The organism is Streptomyces sp. NPDC005202, assembly GCF_040608235.1.
In the GTDB taxonomy this organism is placed as follows: Bacteria; Actinomycetota; Actinomycetes; order Streptomycetales; family Streptomycetaceae; genus Streptomyces.
Genome location: NZ_JBEXHW010000020.1, coordinates 96271 through 120393, shown reverse-complemented (window position 1 = coordinate 120393; position 24123 = coordinate 96271). Strand labels below are relative to the sequence as shown.

Annotated in this window: 20 protein-coding genes; 5 read left to right on the top strand and 15 right to left on the bottom strand. The window is 71.8% G+C overall.

Annotated elements, in window-relative coordinates:
* Window positions 1-128: 128 nt before the first annotated feature.
* From ABZV31_RS25505 to pdhA (ABZV31_RS25495), 3 genes are read right to left on the bottom strand one after another with little or no spacing between them, the layout of a single operon-like run.
* Window positions 129-1562, bottom strand: coding sequence for a dihydrolipoamide acetyltransferase family protein (locus tag ABZV31_RS25505; protein WP_355898041.1), 1434 nt, complete (start codon window positions 1560-1562; stop codon window positions 129-131).
* Between the two features lie 10 nt (window positions 1563-1572).
* On the bottom strand, window positions 1573-2553 hold the full coding sequence (locus ABZV31_RS25500) for an alpha-ketoacid dehydrogenase subunit beta (protein ID WP_355898038.1): 981 nt from the start codon (window positions 2551-2553) through the stop codon (window positions 1573-1575).
* Window positions 2554-2555: 2 nt separating this feature from the next.
* Window positions 2556-3776: a pyruvate dehydrogenase (acetyl-transferring) E1 component subunit alpha gene (pdhA, locus tag ABZV31_RS25495; RefSeq protein WP_355898035.1), complete on the bottom strand. Its 1221-nt coding sequence runs from the start codon at window positions 3774-3776 to the stop codon at window positions 2556-2558.
* 527 nt (window positions 3777-4303) lie between these two features.
* On the opposite strand from pdhA (ABZV31_RS25495), the gene ABZV31_RS25490 reads away from it, so the two are divergent.
* The gene (locus ABZV31_RS25490) at window positions 4304-5320 is read left to right on the top strand and encodes a phosphotransferase (protein WP_355898032.1); all 1017 of its coding nucleotides are present in this window, start codon (window positions 4304-4306) and stop codon (window positions 5318-5320) included.
* Between the two features lie 113 nt (window positions 5321-5433).
* On the opposite strand, the gene ABZV31_RS25485 is transcribed toward ABZV31_RS25490, so the two are convergent.
* On the bottom strand, window positions 5434-7038 hold the full coding sequence (locus ABZV31_RS25485; protein ID WP_355898029.1) for a protein kinase: 1605 nt from the start codon (window positions 7036-7038) through the stop codon (window positions 5434-5436).
* 364 nt (window positions 7039-7402) lie between these two features.
* Here ABZV31_RS25485 and ABZV31_RS25480 point away from each other — a divergent pair, with 364 nt between their 5' ends.
* Window positions 7403-9052 carry a protein kinase gene (locus ABZV31_RS25480; RefSeq protein WP_355898027.1) on the top strand — a complete coding sequence of 550 codons (1650 nt, stop codon included), beginning with the start codon at window positions 7403-7405 and terminating at the stop codon, window positions 9050-9052.
* Window positions 9053-9145: 93 nt separating this feature from the next.
* On the opposite strand, the gene ABZV31_RS25475 is transcribed toward ABZV31_RS25480, so the two are convergent.
* Both ABZV31_RS25475 and ABZV31_RS25470 read right to left on the bottom strand, forming a co-directional pair.
* Window positions 9146-9685 carry a bacterial proteasome activator family protein gene (locus ABZV31_RS25475; RefSeq protein ID WP_355898024.1) on the bottom strand — a complete coding sequence of 180 codons (540 nt, stop codon included), beginning with the start codon at window positions 9683-9685 and terminating at the stop codon, window positions 9146-9148.
* A gap of 250 nt (window positions 9686-9935) precedes the next feature.
* Window positions 9936-10493 (bottom strand): helix-turn-helix transcriptional regulator, encoded by a 558-nt coding sequence (locus ABZV31_RS25470; protein ID WP_355898022.1) that lies wholly within the window; start codon window positions 10491-10493, stop codon window positions 9936-9938.
* A 116-nt stretch (window positions 10494-10609) separates the two neighbouring features.
* Here ABZV31_RS25470 and ABZV31_RS25465 point away from each other — a divergent pair, with 116 nt between their 5' ends.
* On the top strand, window positions 10610-11197 hold the full coding sequence (locus ABZV31_RS25465) for a hypothetical protein (RefSeq protein ID WP_355898019.1): 588 nt from the start codon (window positions 10610-10612) through the stop codon (window positions 11195-11197).
* 22 nt (window positions 11198-11219) lie between these two features.
* Here the strand turns inward: ABZV31_RS25465 and ABZV31_RS25460 are convergent, their stop codons facing one another.
* The 7 genes from ABZV31_RS25460 to pdhA (ABZV31_RS25430) all read right to left on the bottom strand — a co-directional run bounded on the left by ABZV31_RS25460 (window position 11220) and on the right by pdhA (ABZV31_RS25430) (window position 19495).
* Window positions 11220-12200: an NAD(P)H-quinone oxidoreductase gene (locus ABZV31_RS25460; protein ID WP_355898017.1), complete on the bottom strand. Its 981-nt coding sequence runs from the start codon at window positions 12198-12200 to the stop codon at window positions 11220-11222.
* 111 nt (window positions 12201-12311) lie between these two features.
* Entirely contained in the window at window positions 12312-13409 is a 1098-nt protein-coding gene (locus ABZV31_RS25455) for a potassium channel family protein (protein WP_355898014.1), read from the bottom strand.
* Window positions 13406-14878 (bottom strand): molybdopterin molybdotransferase MoeA, encoded by a 1473-nt coding sequence (locus ABZV31_RS25450; RefSeq protein ID WP_355898012.1) that lies wholly within the window; start codon window positions 14876-14878, stop codon window positions 13406-13408. Before ABZV31_RS25450 ends, ABZV31_RS25455 begins: the two co-directional genes overlap by 4 nt.
* Window positions 14875-15720 carry an NTP transferase domain-containing protein gene (locus ABZV31_RS25445; RefSeq protein ID WP_355898061.1) on the bottom strand — a complete coding sequence of 282 codons (846 nt, stop codon included), beginning with the start codon at window positions 15718-15720 and terminating at the stop codon, window positions 14875-14877. The genes ABZV31_RS25450 and ABZV31_RS25445 overlap by 4 nt, the downstream gene beginning before the upstream one ends.
* Window positions 15721-15855: 135 nt before the next feature.
* Complete coding sequence (locus ABZV31_RS25440) at window positions 15856-17349, bottom strand: dihydrolipoamide acetyltransferase family protein (RefSeq protein ID WP_355898010.1); 1494 nt, start codon at window positions 17347-17349, stop codon at window positions 15856-15858.
* Entirely contained in the window at window positions 17349-18353 is a 1005-nt protein-coding gene (locus ABZV31_RS25435; protein WP_355898008.1) for an alpha-ketoacid dehydrogenase subunit beta, read from the bottom strand. Before ABZV31_RS25435 ends, ABZV31_RS25440 begins: the two co-directional genes overlap by 1 nt.
* Window positions 18350-19495: a pyruvate dehydrogenase (acetyl-transferring) E1 component subunit alpha gene (gene pdhA, locus ABZV31_RS25430; protein ID WP_355898005.1), complete on the bottom strand. Its 1146-nt coding sequence runs from the start codon at window positions 19493-19495 to the stop codon at window positions 18350-18352. Before pdhA (ABZV31_RS25430) ends, ABZV31_RS25435 begins: the two co-directional genes overlap by 4 nt.
* Window positions 19496-19685: 190 nt before the next feature.
* Here pdhA (ABZV31_RS25430) and ABZV31_RS25425 point away from each other — a divergent pair, with 190 nt between their 5' ends.
* Window positions 19686-20168: an Lrp/AsnC family transcriptional regulator gene (locus ABZV31_RS25425; protein WP_355898058.1), complete on the top strand. Its 483-nt coding sequence runs from the start codon at window positions 19686-19688 to the stop codon at window positions 20166-20168.
* 1 nt (window position 20169) lies between these two features.
* Here ABZV31_RS25425 and ABZV31_RS25420 read toward each other — a convergent pair whose 3' ends face one another.
* Together ABZV31_RS25420 and ABZV31_RS25415 are read right to left on the bottom strand one after the other, a co-directional pair.
* Window positions 20170-20760, bottom strand: a complete 591-nt coding sequence (locus tag ABZV31_RS25420) for a TetR/AcrR family transcriptional regulator (protein ID WP_355898002.1) — start codon at window positions 20758-20760, stop codon at window positions 20170-20172.
* The gene (locus ABZV31_RS25415) at window positions 20757-22271 is read right to left on the bottom strand and encodes a 3-hydroxyacyl-CoA dehydrogenase (RefSeq protein ID WP_355897999.1); all 1515 of its coding nucleotides are present in this window, start codon (window positions 22269-22271) and stop codon (window positions 20757-20759) included. The genes ABZV31_RS25420 and ABZV31_RS25415 overlap by 4 nt, the downstream gene beginning before the upstream one ends.
* A 160-nt stretch (window positions 22272-22431) precedes the next feature.
* Between ABZV31_RS25415 and paaN the strand changes: the two genes are divergently transcribed.
* A complete protein-coding gene (gene paaN, locus ABZV31_RS25410) occupies window positions 22432-24123 on the top strand; it encodes a phenylacetic acid degradation protein PaaN (protein WP_355897996.1) in 1692 nt (563 codons plus the stop codon).

Below are 24123 nucleotides of genomic sequence, written 5' to 3'. Positions count from 1 at the left end.
GCAGAGGACTGAAAGCCACACCCGGACCCCCTGGGTGAGCCAACCCTACGAATGGCTCGCTCATCCCGATCAACAAGGTAGGGAGGACTGAGCCGCGCACACAGGTGAGGTGCGCGGCTCCCCTCGGCTCACGCCCAGGTGATCAACCGCTTCGGCTGTTCCAGGATCGCCGCCACGTCCGCCAGGACCTTCGAGCCCAGCTCGCCGTCGACGAGGCGGTGGTCGAAGCTCAGCGCCAGCGTCGTGACCTGCCTCGGCTTCACCTTGCCCTTGTGGACCCACGGCTGGAGCTTGATCGCGCCGACGGCGAGGATCGCGGACTCGCCGGGGTTGAGGAGGGGCGTGCCGGTGTCGACGCCGAAGACACCGACGTTCGTGATCGTCACCGTGCCGCCCTGCATCGCTGCCGGGGACGTCTTGCCCTCGCGAGCCGTGGACACCAACTCGCCAAGCGCCTGGGCCAGTTCCGGCAGGGTCTTGGTGTGGGCGTCCTTGATGTTGGGGACGATCAGGCCGCGCGGGGTCGCCGCCGCGATGCCCAGGTTGACGTAGTGCTTCTGGACGATCTCCTGGTTCGCTTCGTCCCAGGACGCGTTGATGTCCGGGTTGCGCCGGATCGCCACCAGCAGGGCCTTCGCGATCAGCAGGAGCGGGTTCACCCGCAGGCCCTGCATCTCCTTGTCCTGCTTGAGCTCCTCGACCAGCTTCATCGTCCGCGTCACGTCCACCGTCACGAACTCCGTGACGTGCGGTGCCGTGAACGCCGAGCCGACCATCGCCGTCGCCGTCGCCTTGCGGACGCCCTTGACCGGGATGCGGGTCTCGCGCGTGCCGTCGTACGTCACCGTCGGCGCCGGGGCAGCGGGGGCGGCAGCGGCAACCGGTGCCTCGAGCGCAGGCTCGGGGGCCTTCGGCGGGGCCACCGCCGCGTGCACGTCCTCGCGCGTGATGATGCCGTCCGGGCCCGAGGGGACCACCGTCGACAGGTCGACGCCCAGGTCCTTGGCGAGCTTGCGGACCGGCGGCTTGGCCAGCGGGCGGGGCATGGCGGGCGCGACGGCCGCGGGCGCTACGACCGCGGCCGCGGCGGCCGTGCCGTGGCCGTTCAGCTCCGACTGGAGCGCCGCCGACGCCTCCGAGACCGACACCTCGGGGCCCTTGCGCGGGCGCCGCTTCGTCGAGGACGTCGAAACGCCGTAGCCGACGAGGACCGGCTGGCGGCCCTCCGCCTTCGGCTCCTCGGCCGTCTCCTGAACCGGGGCCTGGGCCGGAGTCTGGGCGGGCACCTCCGCGGCCTCCCCGCCCGTCACGTCCACCGCGATGATGGGCGTGCCCACGTCCACCGTGGTGCCCTCGGGGAAGTGCAGCTCGCGGACCACGCCGTCGTAGGGGATGGGGAGTTCGACGGCCGCCTTGGCCGTCTCGACCTCGCACACCACCTGGCCGTCGGTGACCGTGTCACCCGGCTGGACGTACCACTTGAGGATCTCCGCCTCGGTGAGTCCCTCGCCCACGTCCGGCATCTTGAACTCACGCACGGACGCTTCCGTCATCGTCGTCACTGCCCTCTCCTCAGTACGCCAGCGAGCGGTCGACGGCGTCGAGCACGCGGTCCAGGTCCGGCAGGTACTCCTCCTCCAGGCGCGCCGGCGGATACGGCGCGTGGTAGCCGCCGACCCGCAGCACCGGGGCCTCCAGGTGGTAGAAGCAGCGCTCGGTGATCCGGGCGGCGATCTCCGCGCCGGAGCCGAAGAACACCGGCGCCTCATGCACCACCACCAGGCGGCGAGTCTTCTCCACCGAGGCCTGGATGGAGTCGAAGTCGAGCGGGGAGACCGAGCGCAGGTCCAGGACCTCCAGCGACTTCCCCTCCTCGGCGGCCGCGTCGGCGACCTCCTGGCAGAGCTTCACCATCGGGCCGTAGGCGGCAAGGGTGAGGTCGGTGCCCTCGCGGACGACGCGTGCCGTGTGCAGCGGGTCCGGGATCGCCTCCGTGTTGACCTCGGCCTTGTCCCAGTAACGCCGCTTGGGCTCGAAGTAGATCACCGGATCGTTGCTCTGGATGGCCTGCTGCATCATCCAGTACGCGTCCGACGCGTTCGAAGGCGAGACGATCTTCAGGCCCGCCACGTGCGCGAACAGCGCCTCGGGGGACTCCGAGTGGTGTTCCACCGCGCCGATGCCGCCGCCGTAGGGGATGCGGACGACGACCGGGAGCTTGACCTTGCCCAGGGAGCGCGCGTGCATCTTCGCGAGCTGCGTGACGATCTGGTCGTACGCCGGGAAGACGAAGCCGTCGAACTGGATCTCCACCACCGGGCGGTAGCCCCGCAGCGCCAGACCGATCGCCGTACCGACGATGCCCGACTCGGCGAGCGGGGTGTCGATGACGCGGCTCTCGCCGAAGTCCTTCTGCAGGCCGTCCGTCACGCGGAACACGCCGCCGAGCTTGCCGACGTCCTCGCCCATGATGAGGACCTTGGGGTCGGACTCCAGGGCGCGGCGCAGCGACTCGTTGATCGCCTTGGCCAGGGCCATCTTCTCCGCTGCCATGCTCAGACCCCCTCTGCGTCCGCGAACGACGCCTGGTAGGCGGCGAACTGGGCGCGCTCCTCGTCGACGAGCGCGTGCCCGTCCGCGTACACGTTCTCGAAGATGGCGAAGTGGTCCGGGTCCGGCATGGCTCGGACCGCTTCGCGCACTCGTTTGCCCAACGCCTCGCTCTCGGCCTCGAGTTCCGCGAAAAATCCCTCGTCCGCGTGGTTTGAGGCCTCCAGGTAACGGCGAAGGCGCAGGATCGGGTCCTTCGCCTCCCAGGCGGCCCGCTCGTCGTCGTGGCGGTAGCGGGTGGGGTCGTCGGAGGTGGTGTGGGCGCCCATGCGGTACGTGTACGCCTCGACCAGGGTGGGGCCCTCGCCGCTGCGGGCGCGCTCCAGCGCCCACTTGGTGACCGCCAGGCAGGCCAGCACGTCGTTGCCGTCGACGCGGACGCCGGGGAAGCCGAAGCCCTGGGCGCGCTGGTAGAGCGGGACGCGGGTCTGCTTCTCGGTCGGCTCGGAGATCGCCCACTGGTTGTTCTGGCAGAAGAACACCACCGGAGCGTTGTAGACCGCGGAGAAGGTGAACGATTCCGCCACGTCGCCCTGGCTGGAGGCGCCGTCGCCGAAGTACGCGATGACCGCCGAGTCAGCGCCGTCCTTGGCCACGCCCATCGCGTAACCCGTGGCGTGCAGCGTCTGGGAGCCGATGACGATCGTGTAGAGGTGGAAGTTGTTGCTGCCCGGGTCCCAGCCGCCGTTGTTCACGCCGCGGAACATGCCGAGGAGGTTGGTCGGGTCGACGCCGCGGCACCAGGCGACGCCGTGCTCGCGGTAGGTCGGGAAGACGTAGTCGTCGTCGTTCAGGGCCCGGCCGGAGCCGATCTGGGCGGCCTCCTGGCCGAGCAGCGAGGCCCACAGGCCCAGCTCGCCCTGGCGCTGCAGTGCGGTGGCCTCGGCGTCGAAGCGGCGGGTGAGCACCATGTCGCGGTACAGGCCGCGGAGCTCTTCGGGGGTGATGCCGGCGACGTACTTGTCGTACTCGGCGTTCTTGACGCGCTGTCCTTCGGGCGTCAGCAGCTGCACGAGCTCGGGGTCCGCGGCGCGGGTGCCCTTCTTGGCGGTCGTGCGGGTGGTGCGCTTGGTGCCGGTGGTGCCGGCCGCTTTCGTACCGGTCGTTCCGGCCTTGCTTCCGGCGCTGCGTCGCGGTGTGCGCGCGGCAGTGCTCTCCACGGTCACGTGTGCTCCTCCGTCGGTCCGGCCCCCGGGGTTGCCGGTAGGCCTGGGGTCCCCCCTGCTCGTTGAGAGCCTGGGGGAGGCTCACCTGGTCCGACCACCGGGCACGGGGTGGGTGCCACTCGGCCGGGAACAGGCGTGACAGGTGCCCCGGCGAGCGCCCTGCAACAGTCACGTTACCCACTGCTCCACATTTCTGTGAAACCCCTTCTGACCTGCGTTTTTCCTTGGAATTCCAAGTATTTTTGCTTGGAAATCCAACTACCTGACAGGGCATTCGGGGCAGCCGCTGGTCACAGCCTTGCAAGGGGGCCGGGACACCGGCACGTTATCCCGGCCACCCGGGAGACGGGAAGGGTTCAGCGGGGGCGGACGACGTCCATCCGGTGCCCCCGGGTGAGGATGAAGATCGCCCGACATTTCGAGCACTTACCGTGACCGAAAGTGACCGTCTGCGACAACCCGCAGCTCACGGCTCCGTCCGGTGCCTTAGCATCTGGCGCGTGCCGCGCCCATGTGTACCACCCCTAGTGCCCCATGCGCCCCCTCTGAGCGCCTTGCTGCGCCAGTACGCCGCCGGTTCCGCCCTCACCTGCGAGCCCGTCCACCAGGGCCTGCTCAACCGCGGCTACCGGCTGTGGACGACCCGCGGCCGCTACTTCCTCAAGCACCACTTCGACCCCGACACCGCCGACCCCGCGGCGATCGCCCGGCAGCACCGGGCCACCCAGCGCCTGGCCGACCTGGGCGTCCCCGTGGCGCCGCCGCTCGCCGGGCGAGACGGGCGCACGGTCGCCGTCATCGGCGGCCACGCGTACGCCCTGCACCCCTGGATCGACGGCCGGCACCGCCACGGCGGCCAGCTCACCACGGGGCAGTGCGCGCGCCTCGGGACGCTCCTGGGGGCGGTGCACGCCTGCCTGGAGCGCGTGATGCCGCCGAAGGGCCGCACCCGCCCCGCCACGAGCCCCCACCCCGTGGAGAGCGCCGACCCCGCCGACACCTTCGCCCTCATCGACGACCTGCTCGCTCACGTCCGGCGCCACCGCCCGGCGGACGCCTTCGACGAGCTGGCCCGGCACCGGCTCCTGGAGCGGCGCGCGCTCCTGGAGCAGCACGCGGACCGGCGCCCCCCGCGCGGCGGCCCGGTGGGCTGGGTACACGGGGACTTCCACCCCTTCAACCTGCTCTACCAGGGGGACGCGCCCGCCGCGATCGTCGACTGGGACCGGCTCGGCGTGCAGCCCCGCGCGGAGGAGGCCGTACGGGCCGCCGCGATCTTCTTCGTCCGGCCGGCCGGCACCCTCGACCTGCCGAAGGTGAGGGCGTACGGGCGCGCCTACCGGCGCGCGGCCGGCGCCACGCCCTCGGAGCTCGCGGCGGCCGTGCACCGCGTGTGGTGGGAGCGCCTGAACGACTTCTGGATGCTGCGCTGGCACTACGAACGCGGCGACACCCGCGCCGACCCGCAGTTCCCGGCCGCGTCGGCACTCGCGGTGTGGTGGACACAGGAGTACGACGCGGTGTGCGGGGCGTTCGCCGAGTGATCCCGGGAAAGGGCCCCGAGAGGGACCAGATAGGACCAGATAGGCCCTGATAGGACCGATTACGACACGCGCGCGTGGAACCCGGTTACGGTCCACGCGCGCGTGAAGGATGATCAGCCGATGCCCCCGGGGCTCCCCACGCCCTGGGACGTACCGCTGCTGTTGCCGCCGTCACCGCTCGTCCCGTCGGTCGGGCCGCCCGTGTCCGTGGGCGTCGACGGCGTCGGCGGGTTCGACGGTGCGTTGGAAGTCGGCGGATTCGACGGCTGGTTGGACGGCTCGTCCGGGGCCGACTGGGACGGCGTGTACGAGGGCGTGTACGACGGCGTGTAGTTCGAGCCGGTACCGCCGGAACCGCTGCCGCTGTCCGTCGCCGTGTCCGACGGCTGACTCGACGCCGAGTCGCTCGGGGTCGAGCTGGACTGCTGGTCCTGCGTCGACTGCGTGCTCGTGGGCGACTTGGTGGTGTCGCCACCGCTGCCGCTGCCGTTGCCGCCGGTGTTGTGCAGCGCCAGCGCCACGCCCGCCGCGATGGCGATCACCGCGAGCACGGCGAGAACCCACAGCTTCCCGCGGCCGCTGCCCTTGTTGCCGTGCCCCTCGAAGCCGCCGTCATCGCCGCTGCCGTACCCGGCGGGCAGGATCGGCTGCGGGATCTGCGTGGTGCCGGAGCCGGCATCGCCGGGGTACGGCAGCACGGCCGTGCCGGCCAGGCCCGCCGCCGGGGTGTGCCGGCCGTCGTGCATCTCCACCGGGCCGGTGTTCCAGGTGCCGGTGTGGCCGCCCTGGTCGTAGAGCATCTGCAGCGCGTACTGGATCAGCCCGCGCATCTCCTCGGCCGTCTGGAAACGGTCGTCGGGCTCCTTGGCGAGCGACCGCATGACGAGGCCGTCGAGTTCCGGCGGGCACACCCCGTCCGAGATCTGGGACGGCGGCACCGGCATGTCCTGGACGTGCTGGTAGACCACAGACAGCGGGGTCTCACCCGTGAACGGGGGCCGCAGCGCGAGGAGTTCGTACAGCAGGCAGCCCGTCGCGTACAGGTCGGAGCGGTGGTCGACGGCCTTGCCGAGGGCCTGCTCCGGGGAGAGGTACTGCGGGGTGCCCATGACCATGCCGGTCTGCGTCATCGTCGTCGACGCCCCGTGCAGGGCGCGGGCGATGCCGAAGTCCATCACCTTGACGGCGCCGTTGTTGGTGATGATGACGTTGGCCGGCTTGATGTCGCGGTGCACGATGCCGTGCTGGTGCGAGTAGGCCAGCGCCTCCAGGACACCGGAGACGATGATCAGGGCCTGCTCCGGGCCGGGCGCCTCGGCGTTGAGCAGCAGGTCACGGATGGTGCGGCCCTCGACCAGCTCCATGACGATGTACGGCACGGACTGGCCGCCCACCTGGTCCTCGCCGGAGTCGTACACGGCGACGATCGCGTGATGGTTGAGGCCGGCCACGGACTGGGCCTCACGCGTGAAGCGGGCCTTGGAGACCGGATCCTCGGCCAGGTCGGCGCGCAGCAGCTTGACCGCGACGGTGCGTCCCAGGCGTACGTCCTCGGCCGCGAACACCTCAGCCATGCCGCCCCGGCCGAGTCTGCGGGTCAGCCGGTACCGGCCGTCGCCGACAAGCCCGCCGTTGCCCCACATCTCCGGCGCGTCTGACATGCCGCCGTCAGTCGCCTCGGGGTCGGACGGGCCCTGGGCGCGCTGCGTCTGTGCCATCAGTCCTCGCCGTCGTTTCTGCCCGCGGTGCGCGCGGTGTTGTTACGGTCTCCGTCGGCCACGCTACAGGCTCCGCGCAAGCCGCCGGTCCAGGATGCGTACGAGGACCGGCCCGAGACGGACCGGCCATCAAACCTCCTACGGGTACCGTCGTGCAAATTCTGTGTACCGGCCGTACGCCAGCTGTAACGCTTCCGCGACGCTTCTTTCGCGTACGGTCACGGAACGGGCACCGAGCTTGACGTGTCAGTGCCCTGGGGCAGACTTGGCCGGGAATAGCACATTCGATCACCGGGATCCGGTCAACGGACAGTCGATCGCGGGAGCACAGCAGCCGCTGCCGCGCCTATGGGGGACGCAGAACATGAGCCAGGACGGCGCACAGGGCCGGTTCGCGGGGCGGGCGCTGGCCGGCGGCCGCTACCAGCTGCGCGACTTGCTCGGCGAGGGCGGCATGGCCTCGGTGCACCTCGCCTACGACTCCGTACTCGACCGCCAGGTCGCGATCAAGACCCTCCACACCGAACTGGGCCGGGAGCAGGCCTTCCGCGAGCGCTTCCGCCGCGAGGCCCAGGCAGTGGCGAAGCTCACGCACACCAACATCGTCTCGGTCTTCGACACCGGCGAGGACGACCTCGACGGCATGACGACGCCGTACATCGTCATGGAGTACATCGAGGGCCGGCCGCTGGGCTCCGTGCTCGAGGAGGACATCCGGCAGTACGGCGCGATGCCCGTCGACAAGGCCCTGAAGATCACCGCCGACGTGCTCGCCGCGCTGGAGATCAGCCACGAGATGGGCCTGGTCCACCGGGACATCAAGCCGGGCAACGTGATGATGACCAAGCGCGGCGTCGTCAAGGTCATGGACTTCGGCATCGCCCGCGCCATGCAGTCCGGCGTCACCTCGATGACCCAGACCGGCATGGTCGTCGGCACCCCGCAGTACCTGTCGCCGGAGCAGGCCCTCGGCCGGGGCGTGGACGCGCGCTCGGATCTGTACTCGGTCGGCATCATGCTGTTCCAGCTGGTCACCGGGCGGCTGCCGTTCGACGCGGACTCCCCGCTGGCCATCGCGTACGCGCACGTACAGGAGGACCCGGTCGCGCCCTCCTCGATCAACCGCTCCCTGCCCCCGGCCGTGGACGCGCTGGTCGCCCGCGCGCTGAAGAAGAACCCGAACGAGCGCTTCCCGAACGCCGAGTCCATGCGCGACGAGTGCCTGCGCGTGGCGGCCTCCTTCCAGGCGGCCCCGCCGAGCATCGTCCCCGGCGCCCACACGCCGAGCGGCGCGGGCGTCGGCTCCGCGGTGTTCCCGCCGGTCGACGCGGCCCCGGCGCCCTCGGGCAACGTCCAGACGCCGTACCAGCCGACCCCGAACCCGTACGGCACCCCGGCTCCGCCGGCCGCCTCCGCGCCGTCTGCGGCATACGGCTACCCGCAGCAGGCCGGCTACCACACGCCCACCCCGTCGGCGTACACGCCGCAGCAGGCGTCGACCCCGCCGCCATACATCTCCTCGCAGGCCACGACCCCGATCGGCGGCCCGGGAACCGGCGGCAGGCGCAACCGGCCGGTGATCATCGGGTCGATCGCCGTCGCCGTCATCGCGGTCGTCGGCCTGGTCGCGGCCCTGGCCCTGAACAACAACGGCAGCGACAACAACGCCAAGGGCGGGGGCAGCAGCGCCAGCGCGTCCACGTCGGCGGTCGCGGGGCACCGCGGGCCGGACCCGTCCAAGACGATCGACAAAAGCGAGTGCACGGAGCCGAACGAGTCGTACAACGACCCGAACAAGATCCGCGTGCCGGACTTCCAGTTCAAGTACATCAAGTCGGTGAAGGAGTGCCTCCAGGCCGCGGGCTGGCAGGTGAAGATCGTCCCGGTCGACGAGAACACGTACGGCGAGGGCACGGTCATGAACCAGTTCCCCGCCGCCGACACGGACGTCGATCCGAAGAACATGCCCGAGATCCAGCTCGACGTCTCGACGGGCAACCCGCCGTCGTCCTGACCGATCCACCCCGGTCAGAGGTGAGGGCCCGGCAGTCCGACTGCCGGGCCCTTGTCGTGTATGCGCCGACGAGGGCGCACTGAGGGGTACGGGCTACAGGTACGGCCCGCCCGCGCGGCCGCCCGCGCGGTGGTCGTCGCTCCCGTCGTGGCCGATGCCCGGCGGAAGGGCGCGGCGCATCTGCTCCAGCTGGGCCCGCGCAGCCATCTGCTGAGCGAACAGGGTCGTCTGGATCCCGTGGAAGAGGCCCTCCAGCCAGCCCACCAACTGCGCCTGCGCGATGCGCAGTTCGGCGTCGCTGGGGGTCGCGTCGTCCGTGAACGGCAGGGAGAGCCGCTCCAGCTCCTCGACGAGCTCCGGCGCCAGGCCGTCCTCGAGCTCCTTCACCGAGCTGGCGTGGATCTCCTTGAGCCGGACCCGACTGGCCTCGTCCAGAGGAGCCGCGCGCACCTCTTCGAGGAGCTGCTTGATCATGCTGCCGATCCGCATGACCTTGGCGGGCTGCTCCACCTGCTCCGTCACCGGGGTCTCGCGGGAGTCGTCGTCCCCACCGCCGCCGAGCGCCATGCCGTCCTGGCCCACGACCAGGATCTGCGGATTCTCCGGCGACCTTTCGTTCCTCGGCATCTCCATGCCGCCATTCTCTCGCACCCGTACATCTCACCTCCGTAGTGCCCCCTGCGGAAGGTGATCCAACGTGTGCGAGGGGGTGGTTTTCCAGGGACGCGGGGTGGTTTTCCCAGGGACGCGGGCGGTTTCCAGGGACGCGGGGCAGGTTTCCGGGGACGCGGGGCAAGTTTCCGGGGACGCGGGGCAAGTTTCGTGGGCGCAGGCGGATTCCGTCAGGCATGTGCTGGGGCGCGGGGCCTTCAGAGGGCGCGGGTCAGTCCTCCGCGTCCGCGCCGTCCGGGCGGTGCAGGCGCAGCAGGCGGGCCTCGCAGTGATCAAGCCAGCGGGCCTCGGCCTCCGCATGGCAGATGAGCCGCTCCAGGACCAGCAGCCGGGCCATCTCCTCCGGGCGCCCGGGCGAGCGGGCCAGCACCTCGGCCCGCTGCCGCACGTAGGCGTGCAGCGCCTTGGACACGTGCCGGCGCTGCGCCGCGACGACCTCGCGTTCGTCGACCCCGGGCGCCCCCACCGCCAGCACCAGCTTGATGGCCAGCTCGTCACGCGGCGGGCTCGCGCGCTCCACGGGCCGCGCGTACCAGGCGAGCAGCTCACCGCGGCCCGCCTCGGTCAGCGCGTACAGCACACGGCCGGCCTCGTCCACGCCCGCCTGGACCACCATGCCGTCCCGTGCCAGGCGGCCGAGCGTGGAGTAGACCTGGCTGATGTTCAGCGGCCAGGCCGCCCCCGTGCGCGCCTCGAACTCGGTGCGCAGCCGTGAGCCGTAGCGGGGGCCGTCCTCCAGGAGCGCCAGCAACCCGTGACGTATCGACATAGCCGGATTGTGCAGTGGGGTCGACCCGCTGGCCGAACCCGGAATGCCGGATTGCGCCAATGATGTGAGTGTTATTCCACTGATCTGCTGACCGGGCACCGTGAGGGGGTCCCGATTTGACTACATGGCTGCGCGCCGCACTGCGGGCGACGGGACCGCTGATCGTGCTGGGAGCGGTCGTCCTGCCCTGCGGCTCCGCCTTGTCGTACGGCGTCGCAGCCGCACCCTCGGCGCCCGCGTCCTCCTCCTCCGCATCCTCGGCGCCCGCGTCCTCCTCCTCCGCACCCTCCTCCTCCGCGTCCCCGTCCGCCGGTGGCTCTTCCCCCTCGCGTTCCCCCGAACCGTCGCGGGCCGGGAGCCGGGCGGGTGAGGGGAGGCAGCGGCCGGGGCGGTCGGGGGAGCCGGCGAAGGAGGTGGAGGGCGACGACACGGCGGAGCCGGAGGAGGAGGGCGAGGAGAGCGAGGCCGGCGAGGACGGCGGGGGCGTGACCGGCACCCCGAAGGCAACGTCCGCCTCGCAGTCGCCCGACGAGGCCGGTGTGGTGCCGTCCGCATCCCCGAACCGCCCCACGTCCCAGCCCATCGCGCAGACCGAGCGCTCCGCCGAGCCTGTGCTGCGGATCCTGCCGCTCGGCAGCGGACTGGTCCTGATCGGCCTCGGCCTGGGACTCGCGTTCGTGGCGCTCAGGGTGCGCCGGAGTTAGCGCCCTTCGCCGACCCCGGGGTTCAGGGCACCACCAGGAGCACCTTGCCGATGTGGCCGCTCTCCTCCACGATCCGGTGGGCGGCCGCGGCGTCGTTCATCGGCAGTTCGCGGTCGACGACCGGCCGTACGTGACCGGCGGCGAGCAACGGCCAGACGTGCTCGCGTACGGCCGCGACGATGGCCGCCTTCTCGCCGAGCGGACGGGCGCGCAGCGAGGTGGCACTGATGGCGGCTCGCTTGTTGAGCAGCGCGCCGATGTTCAGCTCGCCCTTGGCGCCGCCCTGGAGGCCGATGATCGCGAGCCGGCCGTTGACGGCGAGGGTCTGGACGTTGCGGTCGAGGTACTTGGCACCCATGTTGTCGAGGATGACGTCGGCGCCGGCCCCGTCGGTGGCCTGCTTCACCTCGGCTACGAAGTCCTGCTCGCGGTAGTTGATCAGGACGTCGGCGCCCAGTTCGGCGCAGTGGTCGAGCTTCTCCTTGGTGCCCGCGGTGACGGCGACCTTCGCGCCGACGGCCTTGGCGAGCTGGATCGCCATCGTGCCGATGCCGCTGGAGCCGCCGTGCACGAGCAGCGTCTCGCCGGGCCGGAGGTGGGCAACCATGAAGACGTTGGACCAGACGGTGCAGGTCACCTCGGGCAGCGCCGCGGCCTGCTTGAGGTCGACGCCCTCGGGCACGGGCAGCAGCTGACCGGCCGGAACGGCGACCTTCTCGGCGTAGCCGCCACCCGCGAGCAGCGCGCACACTTCGTCGCCGACGGCCCAGCCGGACACGCCGGGCCCGACCGCGGCGATCCGCCCGGAGCATTCCAGACCGGGGTACGGGGAGGCACCGGGTGGCGGGTTGTAGAGCCCCTGCCGCTGCAGAATGTCGGCCCGGTTGACGGCACTGGCCACCACGTCGACCAGCACCTCGCCCTCTCCGGGCACCGGATCCGGCACCTCGTCCCACACCAACGCCTCGGGCCCACCAGCCTCAGGAATCGTGATCGCATGCATGGGGCCGACGCTACTCCTCACCACGACGGCCACCCCGGCGGCGGGCACCTCGACGAATCCCGTGCGACCACGGATGAGTGTCTCGTGGATCTGGGCGATGTGGGCGGTGGCTCAATTCTGGGGCAGCGGCCGGGAGTCCGGGGTGACCTTGGCACCCGGCGTCGCCCGTACGATCGTGATCAGACGGTCCGTCAACTGCAGGGTTCCGATGGACGGATCGTCGTAGCCGAGGACCCGGTGCCCGCGTACGACGCTCACCACCAGGTCGTCCGTCTCGCGTGGGCTCTTGCCCACCTCGGCCTTTATGACGGGCCGTTCGACGATGTCCAACCCGCTCCCCTGCTGGATGAAGTCCTCCATGACCATGCCGGCGGCAGGGCTGAGCACGGACAGGCCCAGGAGGCGGCCGGCCGCGCTGGCGCTGGTGATCACGGCGTCGGCGCCGGACTGCCTCAGCAGCGGCGCGTTCTCCTCCTCGCGTACCGCAGCCACGATCTTCGCGCTGCGGTTGAGCTGCCGGGCCGTGAGCGTCACGAGCACGGCGGTGTCGTCCCGCTGCGTGGCGATGATGATCTGCCGCGCCCGCTGCACCTCCGCGCGCTTCAGCACCTCACTGCGCGTCGCGTCCCCGATGACGCCCGCGTACCCGTCCGCCGTCGCCGCCTCGATCACCTTCGCACTGGGGTCGACCACGACGACCTGCTCCTTCTTCAACCCCGTCGCACAGACGGTCTGGATTGCCGACCGCCCCTTCGTCCCGAAGCCGACGACGACGGTGTGGTCGCGCACGGTGGACCTCCAGCGGTTGAGGCGCCATTCCTCACGGGTGCGTTCGGTGAGGACTTCGAGCGTGGCGCCGACGAGGATGATCAGGAACAGTACGCGCAATGGCGTGATGACGAAGATGTTGGTGAGCCGGGCCGCGTCGCTGACCGGCGTGATGTCGCCGTATCCGGTGGTGGAGAGGGTGACGGTCGCGTAGTAGGCAGCGTCGAGCAGGTCGACCGAGCCGTCCGAGTTGTCGTGGTAGCCGTCGTGGTCGGCATAGACGATCAGGACGGTCGCGACCAGCACCAGCAGGGCCATGACCAGCCGTTTGCCGACCTGCCGTATCGGGCGCTCCGCTATCTTTCTCGGGAGTTCCACCCGATGGGTCACGAGATGTTCGTCCGCCTGGCGGGCGATCGCGTCATGGCCCGGAAGTTTCACGTGAAACACACCCCGATCCCGGCGGCGGCCCAGGGCAGATCGAGGAGTTCGGTTTCCTGACCGGGCCGGGCACCGCCCGGTGGTACGACGGCGAGGGCATCGGCCGCCGCAATACCGCGCAGCATGGCCGGGCCGTTGTAGTGCAACGGGACGGCGTGGTCACCGCGCAGCACGACGGGGACGAGCCGGGTGTCGTACGGATGCCCGTGCACCGCCTCCTTCAGCGGCAGCGTGTACGGCTCCGGGGCAGGGCGCGCCGCCAGGGTGCGCAGCAGCGGCTCGGCGAGCGTGAGTAGCCCGGAGACGGCCGCGAGGGGGTTGCCGGGCAGGCCGACGAGGTGCTGGTTCTCCTTGGTGCGGGCCAGGAGCATGGGGTGGCCGGGGCGCACCTTGACGCCGTTCACCAGGAGCTCGGCGCCGATGCGGCGCAGGGTGGGGTGGACGTGGTCGACCGGTCCGGCGGCGGTTCCCCCGGTGGTGACGATCAGGTCGGCCTTGGACTTGGTGACGGCCTTGTGCAGGGCCTTCGCGTCGTCGCCGATCCGTCGTACGGCGGTGACGTCGGCGCCCAGCGCCCGCAGCCACGGCGGCAGCATCGGGCCGAGCGCGTCCCGGATCAGGCCGTCGTGCGGCAGGCCCTCGGTGAGCAACTCGTCGCCCAGTACGAAGACGTCGACGCGGGGGCGGGGGACCGCGGTGAGGGTGTCGTACCCGGCGGCCGCGGCGAGGCCGAGCACGGCCGGGGTGACGAGGGTGCCGACGGGCAGCAACTGGTCGCCGGTGCGGCACTCCTGGCCGCGCGGGCGGATGTCCTGCCCGTGCCCCACCTCGCGGGTCGCGTGCAGCCGGCCCTTGGCGTCCGTGCGGCCGTGCTCGCTGCGCAGCACCGCGGTGGTGTCCTGCGGAATGCGGGCGCCGGTCGCGATCCGTACCGCCTCCCCGTCGGTCAGCGGCTCGGGCTGCCCGTGCCCGGCCAGGACGCCCTCATCCCGTACGTCCCAGGGGCCGGGGCCGGCGACCGCCCAGCCGTCCATCGCGGAGGTGTCGAAGGAGGGAAGGTCGGTGAGGGCGGTGAGGGGGGCGGCCAGGACCAGACCCAGGGCGGCGTCGAGGGGCACCGACACGGGGGCTCGGCGGGCGCCGGTGGAGGTATCGCCCGGGCGATGGGGGCGGGCGGTGCGGGCGGCGGTGTCACGGGCCTCGGGCCAGGGGGTGGCCTGGTGGCGGTCTGCGGGATGGGGGGAGCCACGGCCGGGTGCGGCCGTCGCCCGGCCCGGGCGCACGCCCTCGAGGGAGGACGTCCCGGGTGCGGTGGCACCGTCGCGCGCGGAAGCGCCCTGGCCCGGCGAACGGCCGGCGCTATAGCCGCCTCCCGGGCCGTTGCCGTTGCCTTCCTTCACGAGGGCGAGCACCTCCTCGACATCGAGGTCCTCGGCGTCCTCGCCGGCCTGGACGCCGCGGGCGGTCATCCGGCGTCCGGGCCCGCGCCGGGCCCCGCCTCGGCGGTGTCCTCTTCCGCCCAGCGCAGGGCGAGGGCGGCGGCCTTGCGGGCGGCCTCGGCGACCGCTTCGGGGCCGCCGTTGCCCTGTGCGGCCGCATAGCCGACGAGGAAGGTGGTCAGGGGTGCCGCGGGCCGAGCCACGCCGTGGGCGGCGTCGCGGGCGAGGTCGAGCAGGACGCCGGTGTCGACGTCCAGGTCGATGCCCAGCTCGTCCTTGACTGCGGAAATCCATTCATCCAACACGTGCCCATGCTCCCTGATCCGTGCTCTGGCGGTGGCGATGTCGTCCCAGGTGTCGCAGTCGAACGACGCGACGGGGTCCGGGACGCGGGTGAGGTCGAGCGCGGCGGTCAACCGACGTAGCGGCAGCCCGGTGAGGGCTCCGTGTGCGCCGGCGAGGGCAGCCAGTTCGCGGCGCAGCGCGTGCGTGCGGTAGGCCGCCACGAGCGGCTGGTCCCGTCCGTCGGCGTCGGTGAGCAGCACGCCGTCGGCGGCGCCCGTGCGCAAGGCGCTCAGCAGCCGCCGTACCGAGGCCTCTTCGAGGAACGGCAGGTCGGCGGAGAGCACGACGACGTGCTCCGCCGTGGTGCGGCGCAGCCCGGCGTCGAGCGCGGCGAGCGGGCCCGCGCCGGCCGGCTCCTCGCGCGCCCATCGCACGGGCCGCGCGGTGGGTCGGGGATCGGCCACAACCACGGTCGTGCGCGCATCGGCGCAAGCGCCGAGAACGCGGTCCAGCAGCGCGCGCCCGCCCACCCGGACGCCTGGTTTGTCGGCGCCGCCGAGCCGCCGGGCGGCGCCGCCGGCGAGCACGACGGCGTCGTAGGCGACATCGGCCCCCGGCGCACGCTCGGTGGCGGCGCCGGGGTCGCCGGAGGGCTCGTACGGGGTCACCCCCCGAGTATGCGTCCCGCCACGATCACAGGGAATGCGGGCGTGCCGACGCGGTCACAACGTCCGCAGCAGCACCGACGGCTGTTCCACGCAGTCGGCCACATACCGCAGGAAACCGCCCGCCGTGCCTCCGTCGCAGACCCGGTGGTCGAAGGTGAGCGAGAGCTGGACGACCTGCCGCACGGCCAGCTCGCCCTCGTGTACCCAGGGCTTGGGCACGATGCGGCCGACGCCGAGCATGGCCGCCTCGGGGTGGTTGATGATCGGCGTGGAGCCGTCGACGCCGAACACCCCGTAGTTGTTCAACGTGAAGGTGCCGCCGGTGAGTTCCGCGGGTGTGAGGGTGCCCGCGCGGGCCGCCTCGGTCAGCCGGGCGAACTCGGAGGTCAGCGACTCGGCGTCCCGCGCGTGCGCGTCCCGCACGACCGGTACGACGAGCCCGCGCTCGGTCTGCGCGGCGAAGCCGAGGTGCACCTCGGCGAGCCGGACGACCTCCCTGGCCTCCATGTCGACCATCGAGTTGAGCTCGGGGTAGCGGGCGAGCGCGGCCGTGCAGATCCGGGCCAGCAGCGCGAGCAGGGAGATCTTCGGTCCCCCGGCCGCGTTCATGGCCGCCCGGGCACGCATCAGCTCCGTCGCGTCGGCGTCCACCCAGCAGGTCGCGTCCGGTATCTCGCGACGGCTCCGGGAGAGCTTGTCGGCGACGGCACCGCGGACGCCCTTGAGGGGGATGCGCGTGCCTGATGGGACCTGCGGGACACCTGGTGCGGCGGTCTGCGCGGGGGCGTTCGGGACACGGGGGGTGGTGGCCGCTGCAGGCGCGGGGGCCGCGGCGGCGTATGCGGACGCGCCGGATGCGGAAGCGGCCGTGGCGACGGGCGTGCCTGCCGTACCGCCGGGCGCCGCGTTGGACCTGAGGACGTCCTCGACATCCGCCCGCAGGATCAGCCCGTCGGGCCCGGAGCCCGTCAGCTGACGCAGGTCCACTCCGTGCTCCCGGGCGAGCCGGCGCACGAGCGGCGAGATGACCGGGACGGGACCGTCGCTCATGCCGGACGCGGCAGCCGTGGTCATCACCCCGCTGCCTGCGGACCGCGCACCTGGCGCCGTAGCCCCGGCCTGTGCGCCGCCCACCGACGCCGCACCACCGGCCCGCGTCCCGTCGGCCGCAGGCACCCCGTCGTTCCGCGAAGCGGACGGGAACGGCTGCGGCCGAACCCTGCGGCGGCGCGCCGGTGCTTCCGACGTGCCGTAGCCGACCAGGACGCTGCCGGAGTTTCCGGTCTCGCCGCCGGCGGCCGGCTCCCCGACCGCCACCGTCAACAGGGGCGAGCCGACGGGAAGTTCGGTGCCCTCCTCGCCGAAGCGGGCCGTGACCACGCCGCCGTAGGGGCAGGGCACCTCGACCATCGCCTTGGCCGTCTCGACCTCGACGACCGGCTGGTCGACGGTGACGACGTCACCGACCTCGACCAGCCAGCGGACGATCTCCGCCTCGGTGAGCCCCTCACCGAGGTCGGGGAGCTTGAACTCCAGCACCTGTGCCATCAGCTCTCGGCCTCCCACTGCAGACGCGCCACGGCGTCCAGGATCCGGTCGACGCCGGGCAGGTGGTGCCGCTCCAGCATCGGCGGCGGGTAGGGGATGTCGAACCCGGCCACGCGCAGCACCGGCGCCTCCAGGTAGTGGAAACAGCGCTCCGTGACGCGGGCGGCGATCTCCCCGCCCGGGCCGCCGAATCCGCCCGACTCGTGCACGACGACCGCTCGTCCGGTGCGCTGTACCGACGCGCTGACCGTCTCGTCGTCGAACGGCACCAGGGAGCGCAGGTCGACGACTTCGAGGTCCCAGCCCTCGGCCCGCGCCGCCTCGGCGGCTTCGAGGCAGACGGGCACGGACGGGCCGTACGTGATGAGCGTGGCGCTCCGGCCGGTGCGCCGCACCACGGCGCGGCCTATCGGTTCAACGGTCTGCGGGTCCTCCGGGTTCCAGGAGTCCTTCGACCAGTACAGCCGCTTGGGCTCCAGGAAGACGACCGGGTCGTCGGAGGCGATGGCGGCGCGCAGCAGCCCGTAGGCGTCGGCGACGGTAGCGGGCGTGACGACATGGAGCCCCGGAGTCGCCATGTAGTACGCCTCGGAGGAGTCGCTGTGGTGCTCCACGCCGCCGATGCCGCCGCCGTAGGGGACACGGATGGTGATCGGCAGGGGCATCTTGCCGCGCGTGCGGTTGCGCATCCGCGCGGCATGGCTGACGAGCTGCTCGAACGCCGGGTAGGCGAAGGCGTCGAACTGCATCTCCACGACCGGGCGCAGGCCGTACATCGCCATGCCGACGGCCGTGCCGAGGATGCCGGCCTCGGCCAGCGGCGTGTCCGTGCAGCGGTCCTCGCCGAACTCCTTGGCAAGTCCGTCGGTGACCCGGAAGACGCCACCGAGGGTGCCGACGTCCTCGCCCATGACGTGCACCGCGGGGTCGGCAGCCATCGCGTCGCGTAGCGCGCGCGTGAGGGCCTGTGCCATGGTGGCCGGCTTGAGGGCGACGGTGGTCATCGGGCCGCACTCTCCTCCGACTCGGCCTCGGCCTCCAGCTCGGCCCGCAACTGGGCTTGCTGTTCGCGCAGTTGCGGGGTGGGCTCGGCGTACACGTGGGCGAACAGGTCCATGGGGTCGAGCGCCGGGTCCTGGTTCATGCGCTCGCGCAGCTGTGCGGCCATCGTCTCGGCGTCCTCGCGCGCGTCCCGGATGCCGTCCTCGTCGAGGAGGCCGCGCTCGGTCAACTCCCGCTCCAGCAGCAGGATCGGGTCGTGCTCGCGCCAGGCCTCGACCTCGGCGTCGCCGCGGTAGCGGGTGGCGTCGTCGGCGTTGGTGTGGGCGTCGATGCGGTACGTCACCGCCTCGACCAGCGTCGGACCGCCTCCCGCGCGCGCGTGCCGTACGGCGTCGCTGAGCACCTCGTGGACGGCGGCGGCGTCGTTGCCGTCGACCAGGCGGCCCGGCATGCCGTACCCGACCGCCTTGTGGGCGAGGGAGGGAGCGGCGGTCTGCTTGGCGAGCGGGACGGAGATCGCGAAGCCGTTGTTCTGCACGAGGAAGACGACCGGGGCCTGCCAGACGGCGGCGAAGTTCAGCGCCTCGTGGAAGTCGCCCTCGCTGGTGCCGCCGTCGCCGACCATCGCCAGCGCGACCACGTCGTCACCCTTGAGGCGGGCGGCGTGCGCGAGGCCGACGGCGTGCGGAAGCTGGGTGGCGAGCGGGGTGCACAGGGGGGCGACGCGGCGCTCGTAGGGGTCGTAGCCGGTGTGCCAGTCGCCGCGCAGCAGGGTCAGGGCCTCGACGGGGTCCACGCCGCGGGCGACGACGGCGAGCGTGTCGCGGTAGCTGGGGAAGAGCCAGTCACGCTCCTCGAGGACGAGCGCGGCGGCGACCTCGCAGGCCTCCTGGCCGGTGCTGGACGGGTAGACGGCGAGGCGGCCCTGCTTGGTGAGGGCGGTGGCCTGCGCGTTGTACCGGCGGCCGAGCACCAGCTGCGCGTACAGCCGGCGCAGCAGCTCCGGGTCGGCCTTCGCGGCCGCCTCCGTACCGAGGACGCGGTACGGCTCCGCGTCGGGCAGCAGCGGCGCGGGGTCGGTACGGGGCTGCCAGGCGGGCGGCGGCGACGGCCGATACGCGCCACGCTGCTCCATGACCGTCATGACGGCACCTCCTCGTGGGAGCGGCTTCAAGAGGCGCGGCGTCTGTGATGCGCCTCACCTACCGATTGTTCGGTCGTCGGCACATTTTGGCTACAGGCCCCCCCAGGCTGTGGACAAACGGTTCTGCACAGCCTGAGATGGACGCAGTACGTCCATGGTAGAGAGGCGGGGGGACATGGCATCTGAACAAATGGCCGAGAGCTCGGACGGCGGCGCCCTGTCGCCCCCGCGCCCGCTGGACCGTGTCGATCAGGACATCCTGCAGATGCTTCAGACGGACGGCCGCGCCTCTGTACGGTCGGTCGCCGAACGGGTCCACGTCTCGCGCGCCAACGCCTACGCGCGCATCAACCGCCTCATCGAGGACGGTGTCATCCGCGGCTTCGGAGCCCGCGTCGACCACGAACGCGCAGGGCAGGGCACCTCGGCGTACATCACGCTGAAGATCGTGCAGAACTCCTGGCGCACGGTGCGCGAGCAGCTCAGACAGCTCCCCGGCGCCGCCCACATTGCGCTGGTGGGCGGCGACTTCGACGTCCTGCTGCTGGTGCACACGCCGGACAACCGGGCGCTGCGGGAGCTGGTGCTCACCCGGCTCCAGGCGATCCCCGAGGTGCTCAGCACGCGCACGCTGTTGGTGTTCGAGGAGGAGGACCTGGAGCCGCAGGGCTGACTCAGGTGTCCTTGCGCAGGCCGCCGAAGACCAACTGGACGACGGCGTCGGCCACTTCGCGCTCGTTCATGCCGCGCCCGTCTGGGCGGTACCACTCCACGATCGAGTTGATCATCCCGAAGACGAGCCGGGTCGCGAGCCGCACCTCCACGTCGCCGCGCACGTCCCCCTCGGCGGCCGCCGCCTTCAGCAGCTCGGCGACCCGGCGGTCGAACTCGCGGCGCCGCTCCAGCGCCCAGCGCTCGGTGTCGGTGTTGCCACGCACCCGCAGCAGCAGCGTCACGTACGGCAGTTCGGCGATGAGCACCTCGACCATGCGCCGTACGACGTACTCCAGGCGCTCGGCGGCGCGCCCCACGCGCGCGTGCTCCTCGTCGAGGATCCCGAAGAGCCCGTCCAGCGCCCGGCTGACCGCCCTGCGCAGCAGCTCCTCCTTGCCGGCGACGTGGTGGTAGATCGACGACTTGGAGATGCCGGCCGCCTTGGACAGGTGCTCCATTGAAGTGCCGTCGTAGCCGCGCTCGTTGAAGACCTGCACGGCGACGGACAGCAACGTCTCCGGGGTGTACGTGTCGCGCTTGACGGCGGTCATGAGGTGCCCTCCCGCTTCTCGGTGGCGTACGCGTGGCGGTAGAGCGCCAGGGACGGCGCGTAACGTCCGGACGGGTCGCGCAGGTGCAGATCGTCCAGGAGGTCGTAGGCCCAGGACCGGCCGAGCCTGCGGCTCCACTCGAAGGGGCCGAGGGGGTAGTTGACTCCCAGGCGCATCGCGGTGTCGATGTCCTCCTCGGTGGCCACGCCCTTGGCGACGGCGTCGTGCGCCAGGTCGACGATCCGCGCGACCGTGCGGGCGACGATCATGCCGGGGACGTCGCCGATGACGCTGACGTCCTTGCCGAGCGCCTGGAAGAGGCCGGTGGCCTCCTTGAGGGTCTGCGGCGAGGTGTCCTGGGAGGCGGACAGGGCGATGCGGGTGGCTCGGCGGTAGTCCAGCGCCAGGTCGAAGTAGACGACGTCCCGGAACTCGACCGAGGTCTGTCCGTCGGCGAGGACCAGCTGGCCGCCGCTGGGCAGCACCAGGCGGGTCCCGTGGTCCTCGTCCTCCTCGCGGACGGAGATGCCCGCCTCGCGGATCAGCGCGAGCACCTCGGACGCCGGTCCCAGATCGCCCTCGGCGACGACGTACGCGGGCTCCTGGGCCTTCTCCGCGGTGTGCGGCTCGGGGCGCTCGGCGCCGTCGGCGTAGTCGTACCAGCCGTGCCCGCTCTTGCGGCCGAGGCGGCCGGACTCGACCAGGCGCCGCTGGGCGAGCGAGGGCGTGAAGCGGACGTCCTGGAAGAAGGACTGCCACACGGAGTGGGTGACGGACTCGTTGACGTCCTGCCCGATGAGGTCGGTCAGCTCGAAGGCGCCCATCCGGAAGCCGCCGGACTCGCGCAGGATCGCGTCGATGGTGGCGGGGTCGGCGGCCTGGGCCTCGTAGACCGCGAAGGCCTCGGCGTAGAAGGGCCGCGCGATGCGGTTGACGATGAAACCTGGGGTGTCCGCGCAGGCGACCGGGGTCTTGCCCCAGGCGCGGGCCGTCTCGTACGCGCGCGTGGCCGACGTGACGTCGGTGGCGAACCCGGAGACGACCTCCACCAGCGGCATCAGCGGGGCCGGGTTGAAGAAGTGAAGGCCCACGAAGCGGCCCGGGTTGCGCAAGGCGCCGCCGATCGCCGTCACCGACAGGGACGAGGTGTTCGTGGCGAGCAGGCAGTCGTCGGCGACGATGCCCTCCAGCTCCCGGAACAGCTCCTGCTTGACGTCCAGCCGCTCCAGGACGGCCTCGACGACCAGCGCGCAGTCCGCGAGCTCGGCAAGGCTCTCGGCGGACCGGAGCCGGGCGCGGGCCGCGTCCCGGTCGGGGCCGGTGAGCCGGTCCTTCTCGACGAGCCGGTCAAGGCGGGCACCGATCGCGGCGGCCGCCTCCCGGGCGCGTCCGGGCACGGCATCGTACAGCCGCACGGGATGGCCCGCGACGAGCGCGACCTGGGCGATGCCCTGTCCCATGGTGCCGGTGCCGACGACGGCCACGGGGCTGCTGAGGTCGAGTGCTGTCATGTGCGCGATCCTCCCGCACGGCGTTTTCCACAGATGCGGCAGGCCCCCTTGTCCCGACCGATCGTTCGGTTACTCTAGCCCTGTCTAGCCGTTCCTGCCCATGGTTCTGCCCAGGTCATGAGCTCGACGAAGAGTTCTTGAGACGAGGAGTTGGTCCCGCATGGCCGCCGAACTGACCGCGCACGAGCTGATCGCCAGGCACCGGCCCACCCTGGACCAGGCCCTGGAGGCGATCCGCACGCGCGCGTACTGGTCGCCCCACCCCGAGCACCCCAAGGCCTACGGTGAGCACGGCAGCCTGGACGCGGCCGCGGGCAAGGCCGCCTTCGACGCCGTCCTGGGCACCCGTCTGGACCTCGGCCAGCCCGGCACGGACGACTGGGTGGGCGGCGAGGTCTCGCCGTACGGCATCGAACTGGGCGTGACATATCCGCACGCGGACATCGACGTGCTGCTGCCCGCCATGAAGGCCGGCCAGCGCGCCTGGCGCGACGCGGGCGCGGAGGCGCGTGCCGTGGTGTGTCTTGAGATTCTCAAGCGGATCAGCGACCGGACGCACGAGTTCGCACACGCCGTCATGCACACCTCCGGCCAGGCCTTCCTGATGGCGTTCCAGGCGGGCGGCCCGCATGCGCAGGACCGCGGCCTGGAGGCGGTGGCGTACGCGTACGTGGAGCAGGTGCGCACCCCGGACACCGCGGAGTGGACCAAGCCCCAGGGCAAGCGCGACCCGCTGGCGCTCACCAAGCAGTTCACGCCGGTTCCGCGCGGGATCGCGCTGGTCATCGGCTGCAACACCTTCCCGACATGGAACGGCTACCCGGGCCTGTTCGCCTCCCTGGCCACCGGCAACGCGGTCCTGGTGAAGCCCCACCCGCGCGCGGTGCTGCCGCTCGCGCTGACGGTGAAGATCGCCCGCGAGGTGCTCGCCGAGGCGGGCTTCGATGCCAACCTGGTCGCGCTGGCTGCCGAGCGCCCCGGCGAGGGCATCGCCAAGACCCTGGCCACCCGGCCCGAGATCAGGATCATCGACTACACGGGTTCGACGGCGTTCGGCGACTGGCTGGAGGCCAACGCCCGCCAGGCGCAGGTCTACACGGAGAAGGCCGGCGTCAACACGGTGATCGTGGAGTCGACCGACAACTACAAGGGGATGCTGTCCAACCTGGCCTTCTCGCTGTCCCTGTACAGCGGCCAGATGTGCACCACCCCGCAGAACCTGCTCATCCCCCGCGACGGCATCCGCACCGACGAGGGCCCCAAGTCCTTCGACGAGGTGGTCGCCGACCTCGCGAAGTCGGTCAACGGCCTCCTCGGCGACGACGCGCGCGCGAACGCCCTGCTCGGCGCGATCGTCAACCCGGATGTGAAGGCCCGACTGGAGGCCGCGGCGGGCCTGGGCGAAGTCGCCCTCGCCTCCCGGGAGGTCAGCAACCCGGACTTCCCGGGCGCGGTCGTCCGTACACCCGTGATCGTGAAGCTGGACGGCGCCAAGCCGGACGCCGAGGCCGCCTACATGAGCGAGTGCTTCGGCCCCGTCTCCTTCGCCGTCGCGGTCGACTCCGCGGCGGACGCGGTGGAGCTGCTGCGCCGGACGATCCGCGAGAAGGGCGCGATGACGGTGGGCGCCTACACGACCGACGAGGAGGTCGAGCAGGCGGTGCAGGAGGTGTGCCTGGAAGAGGCCGCCCAGCTGTCGTTCAACCTCACCGGCGGGGTGTACGTCAACCAGACGGCCGCCTTCTCCGACTTCCACGGCTCGGGCGGCAACCCGGCGGCCAGCGCGGCGCTCACCGACGGGGCGTTCGTCGCGAACCGCTTCCGGGTGGTGGAGGTGCGCCGGCAGGCGTAG

Excerpts from the sequence above, each read along its gene's own strand:
- ABZV31_RS25500 (WP_355898038.1), bottom strand. The coding sequence starts at position 2,553 with ATGGCAGCGGAGAAGATGGCCCTGGCCAAGGCGATCAACGAGTCGCTG.
- ABZV31_RS25485 (WP_355898029.1), bottom strand. The coding sequence starts at position 7,038 with ATGGCACAGACGCAGCGCGCCCAGGGCCCGTCCGACCCCGAGGCGACT.
- ABZV31_RS25480 (WP_355898027.1), top strand. The coding sequence starts at position 7,403 with ATGAGCCAGGACGGCGCACAGGGCCGGTTCGCGGGGCGGGCGCTGGCC.
- ABZV31_RS25475 (WP_355898024.1), bottom strand. The coding sequence starts at position 9,685 with ATGGAGATGCCGAGGAACGAAAGGTCGCCGGAGAATCCGCAGATCCTG.
- ABZV31_RS25470 (WP_355898022.1), bottom strand. The coding sequence starts at position 10,493 with ATGTCGATACGTCACGGGTTGCTGGCGCTCCTGGAGGACGGCCCCCGC.
- ABZV31_RS25460 (WP_355898017.1), bottom strand. The coding sequence starts at position 12,200 with ATGCATGCGATCACGATTCCTGAGGCTGGTGGGCCCGAGGCGTTGGTG.
- ABZV31_RS25450 (WP_355898012.1), bottom strand. The coding sequence starts at position 14,878 with ATGACCGCCCGCGGCGTCCAGGCCGGCGAGGACGCCGAGGACCTCGAT.
- ABZV31_RS25440 (WP_355898010.1), bottom strand. The coding sequence starts at position 17,349 with ATGGCACAGGTGCTGGAGTTCAAGCTCCCCGACCTCGGTGAGGGGCTC.
- ABZV31_RS25435 (WP_355898008.1), bottom strand. The coding sequence starts at position 18,353 with ATGACCACCGTCGCCCTCAAGCCGGCCACCATGGCACAGGCCCTCACG.
- pdhA (WP_355898005.1), bottom strand. The coding sequence starts at position 19,495 with ATGACGGTCATGGAGCAGCGTGGCGCGTATCGGCCGTCGCCGCCGCCC.
- ABZV31_RS25425 (WP_355898058.1), top strand. The coding sequence starts at position 19,686 with ATGGCCGAGAGCTCGGACGGCGGCGCCCTGTCGCCCCCGCGCCCGCTG.
- ABZV31_RS25420 (WP_355898002.1), bottom strand. The coding sequence starts at position 20,760 with ATGACCGCCGTCAAGCGCGACACGTACACCCCGGAGACGTTGCTGTCC.
- ABZV31_RS25415 (WP_355897999.1), bottom strand. The coding sequence starts at position 22,271 with ATGACAGCACTCGACCTCAGCAGCCCCGTGGCCGTCGTCGGCACCGGC.
- paaN (WP_355897996.1), top strand. The coding sequence starts at position 22,432 with ATGGCCGCCGAACTGACCGCGCACGAGCTGATCGCCAGGCACCGGCCC.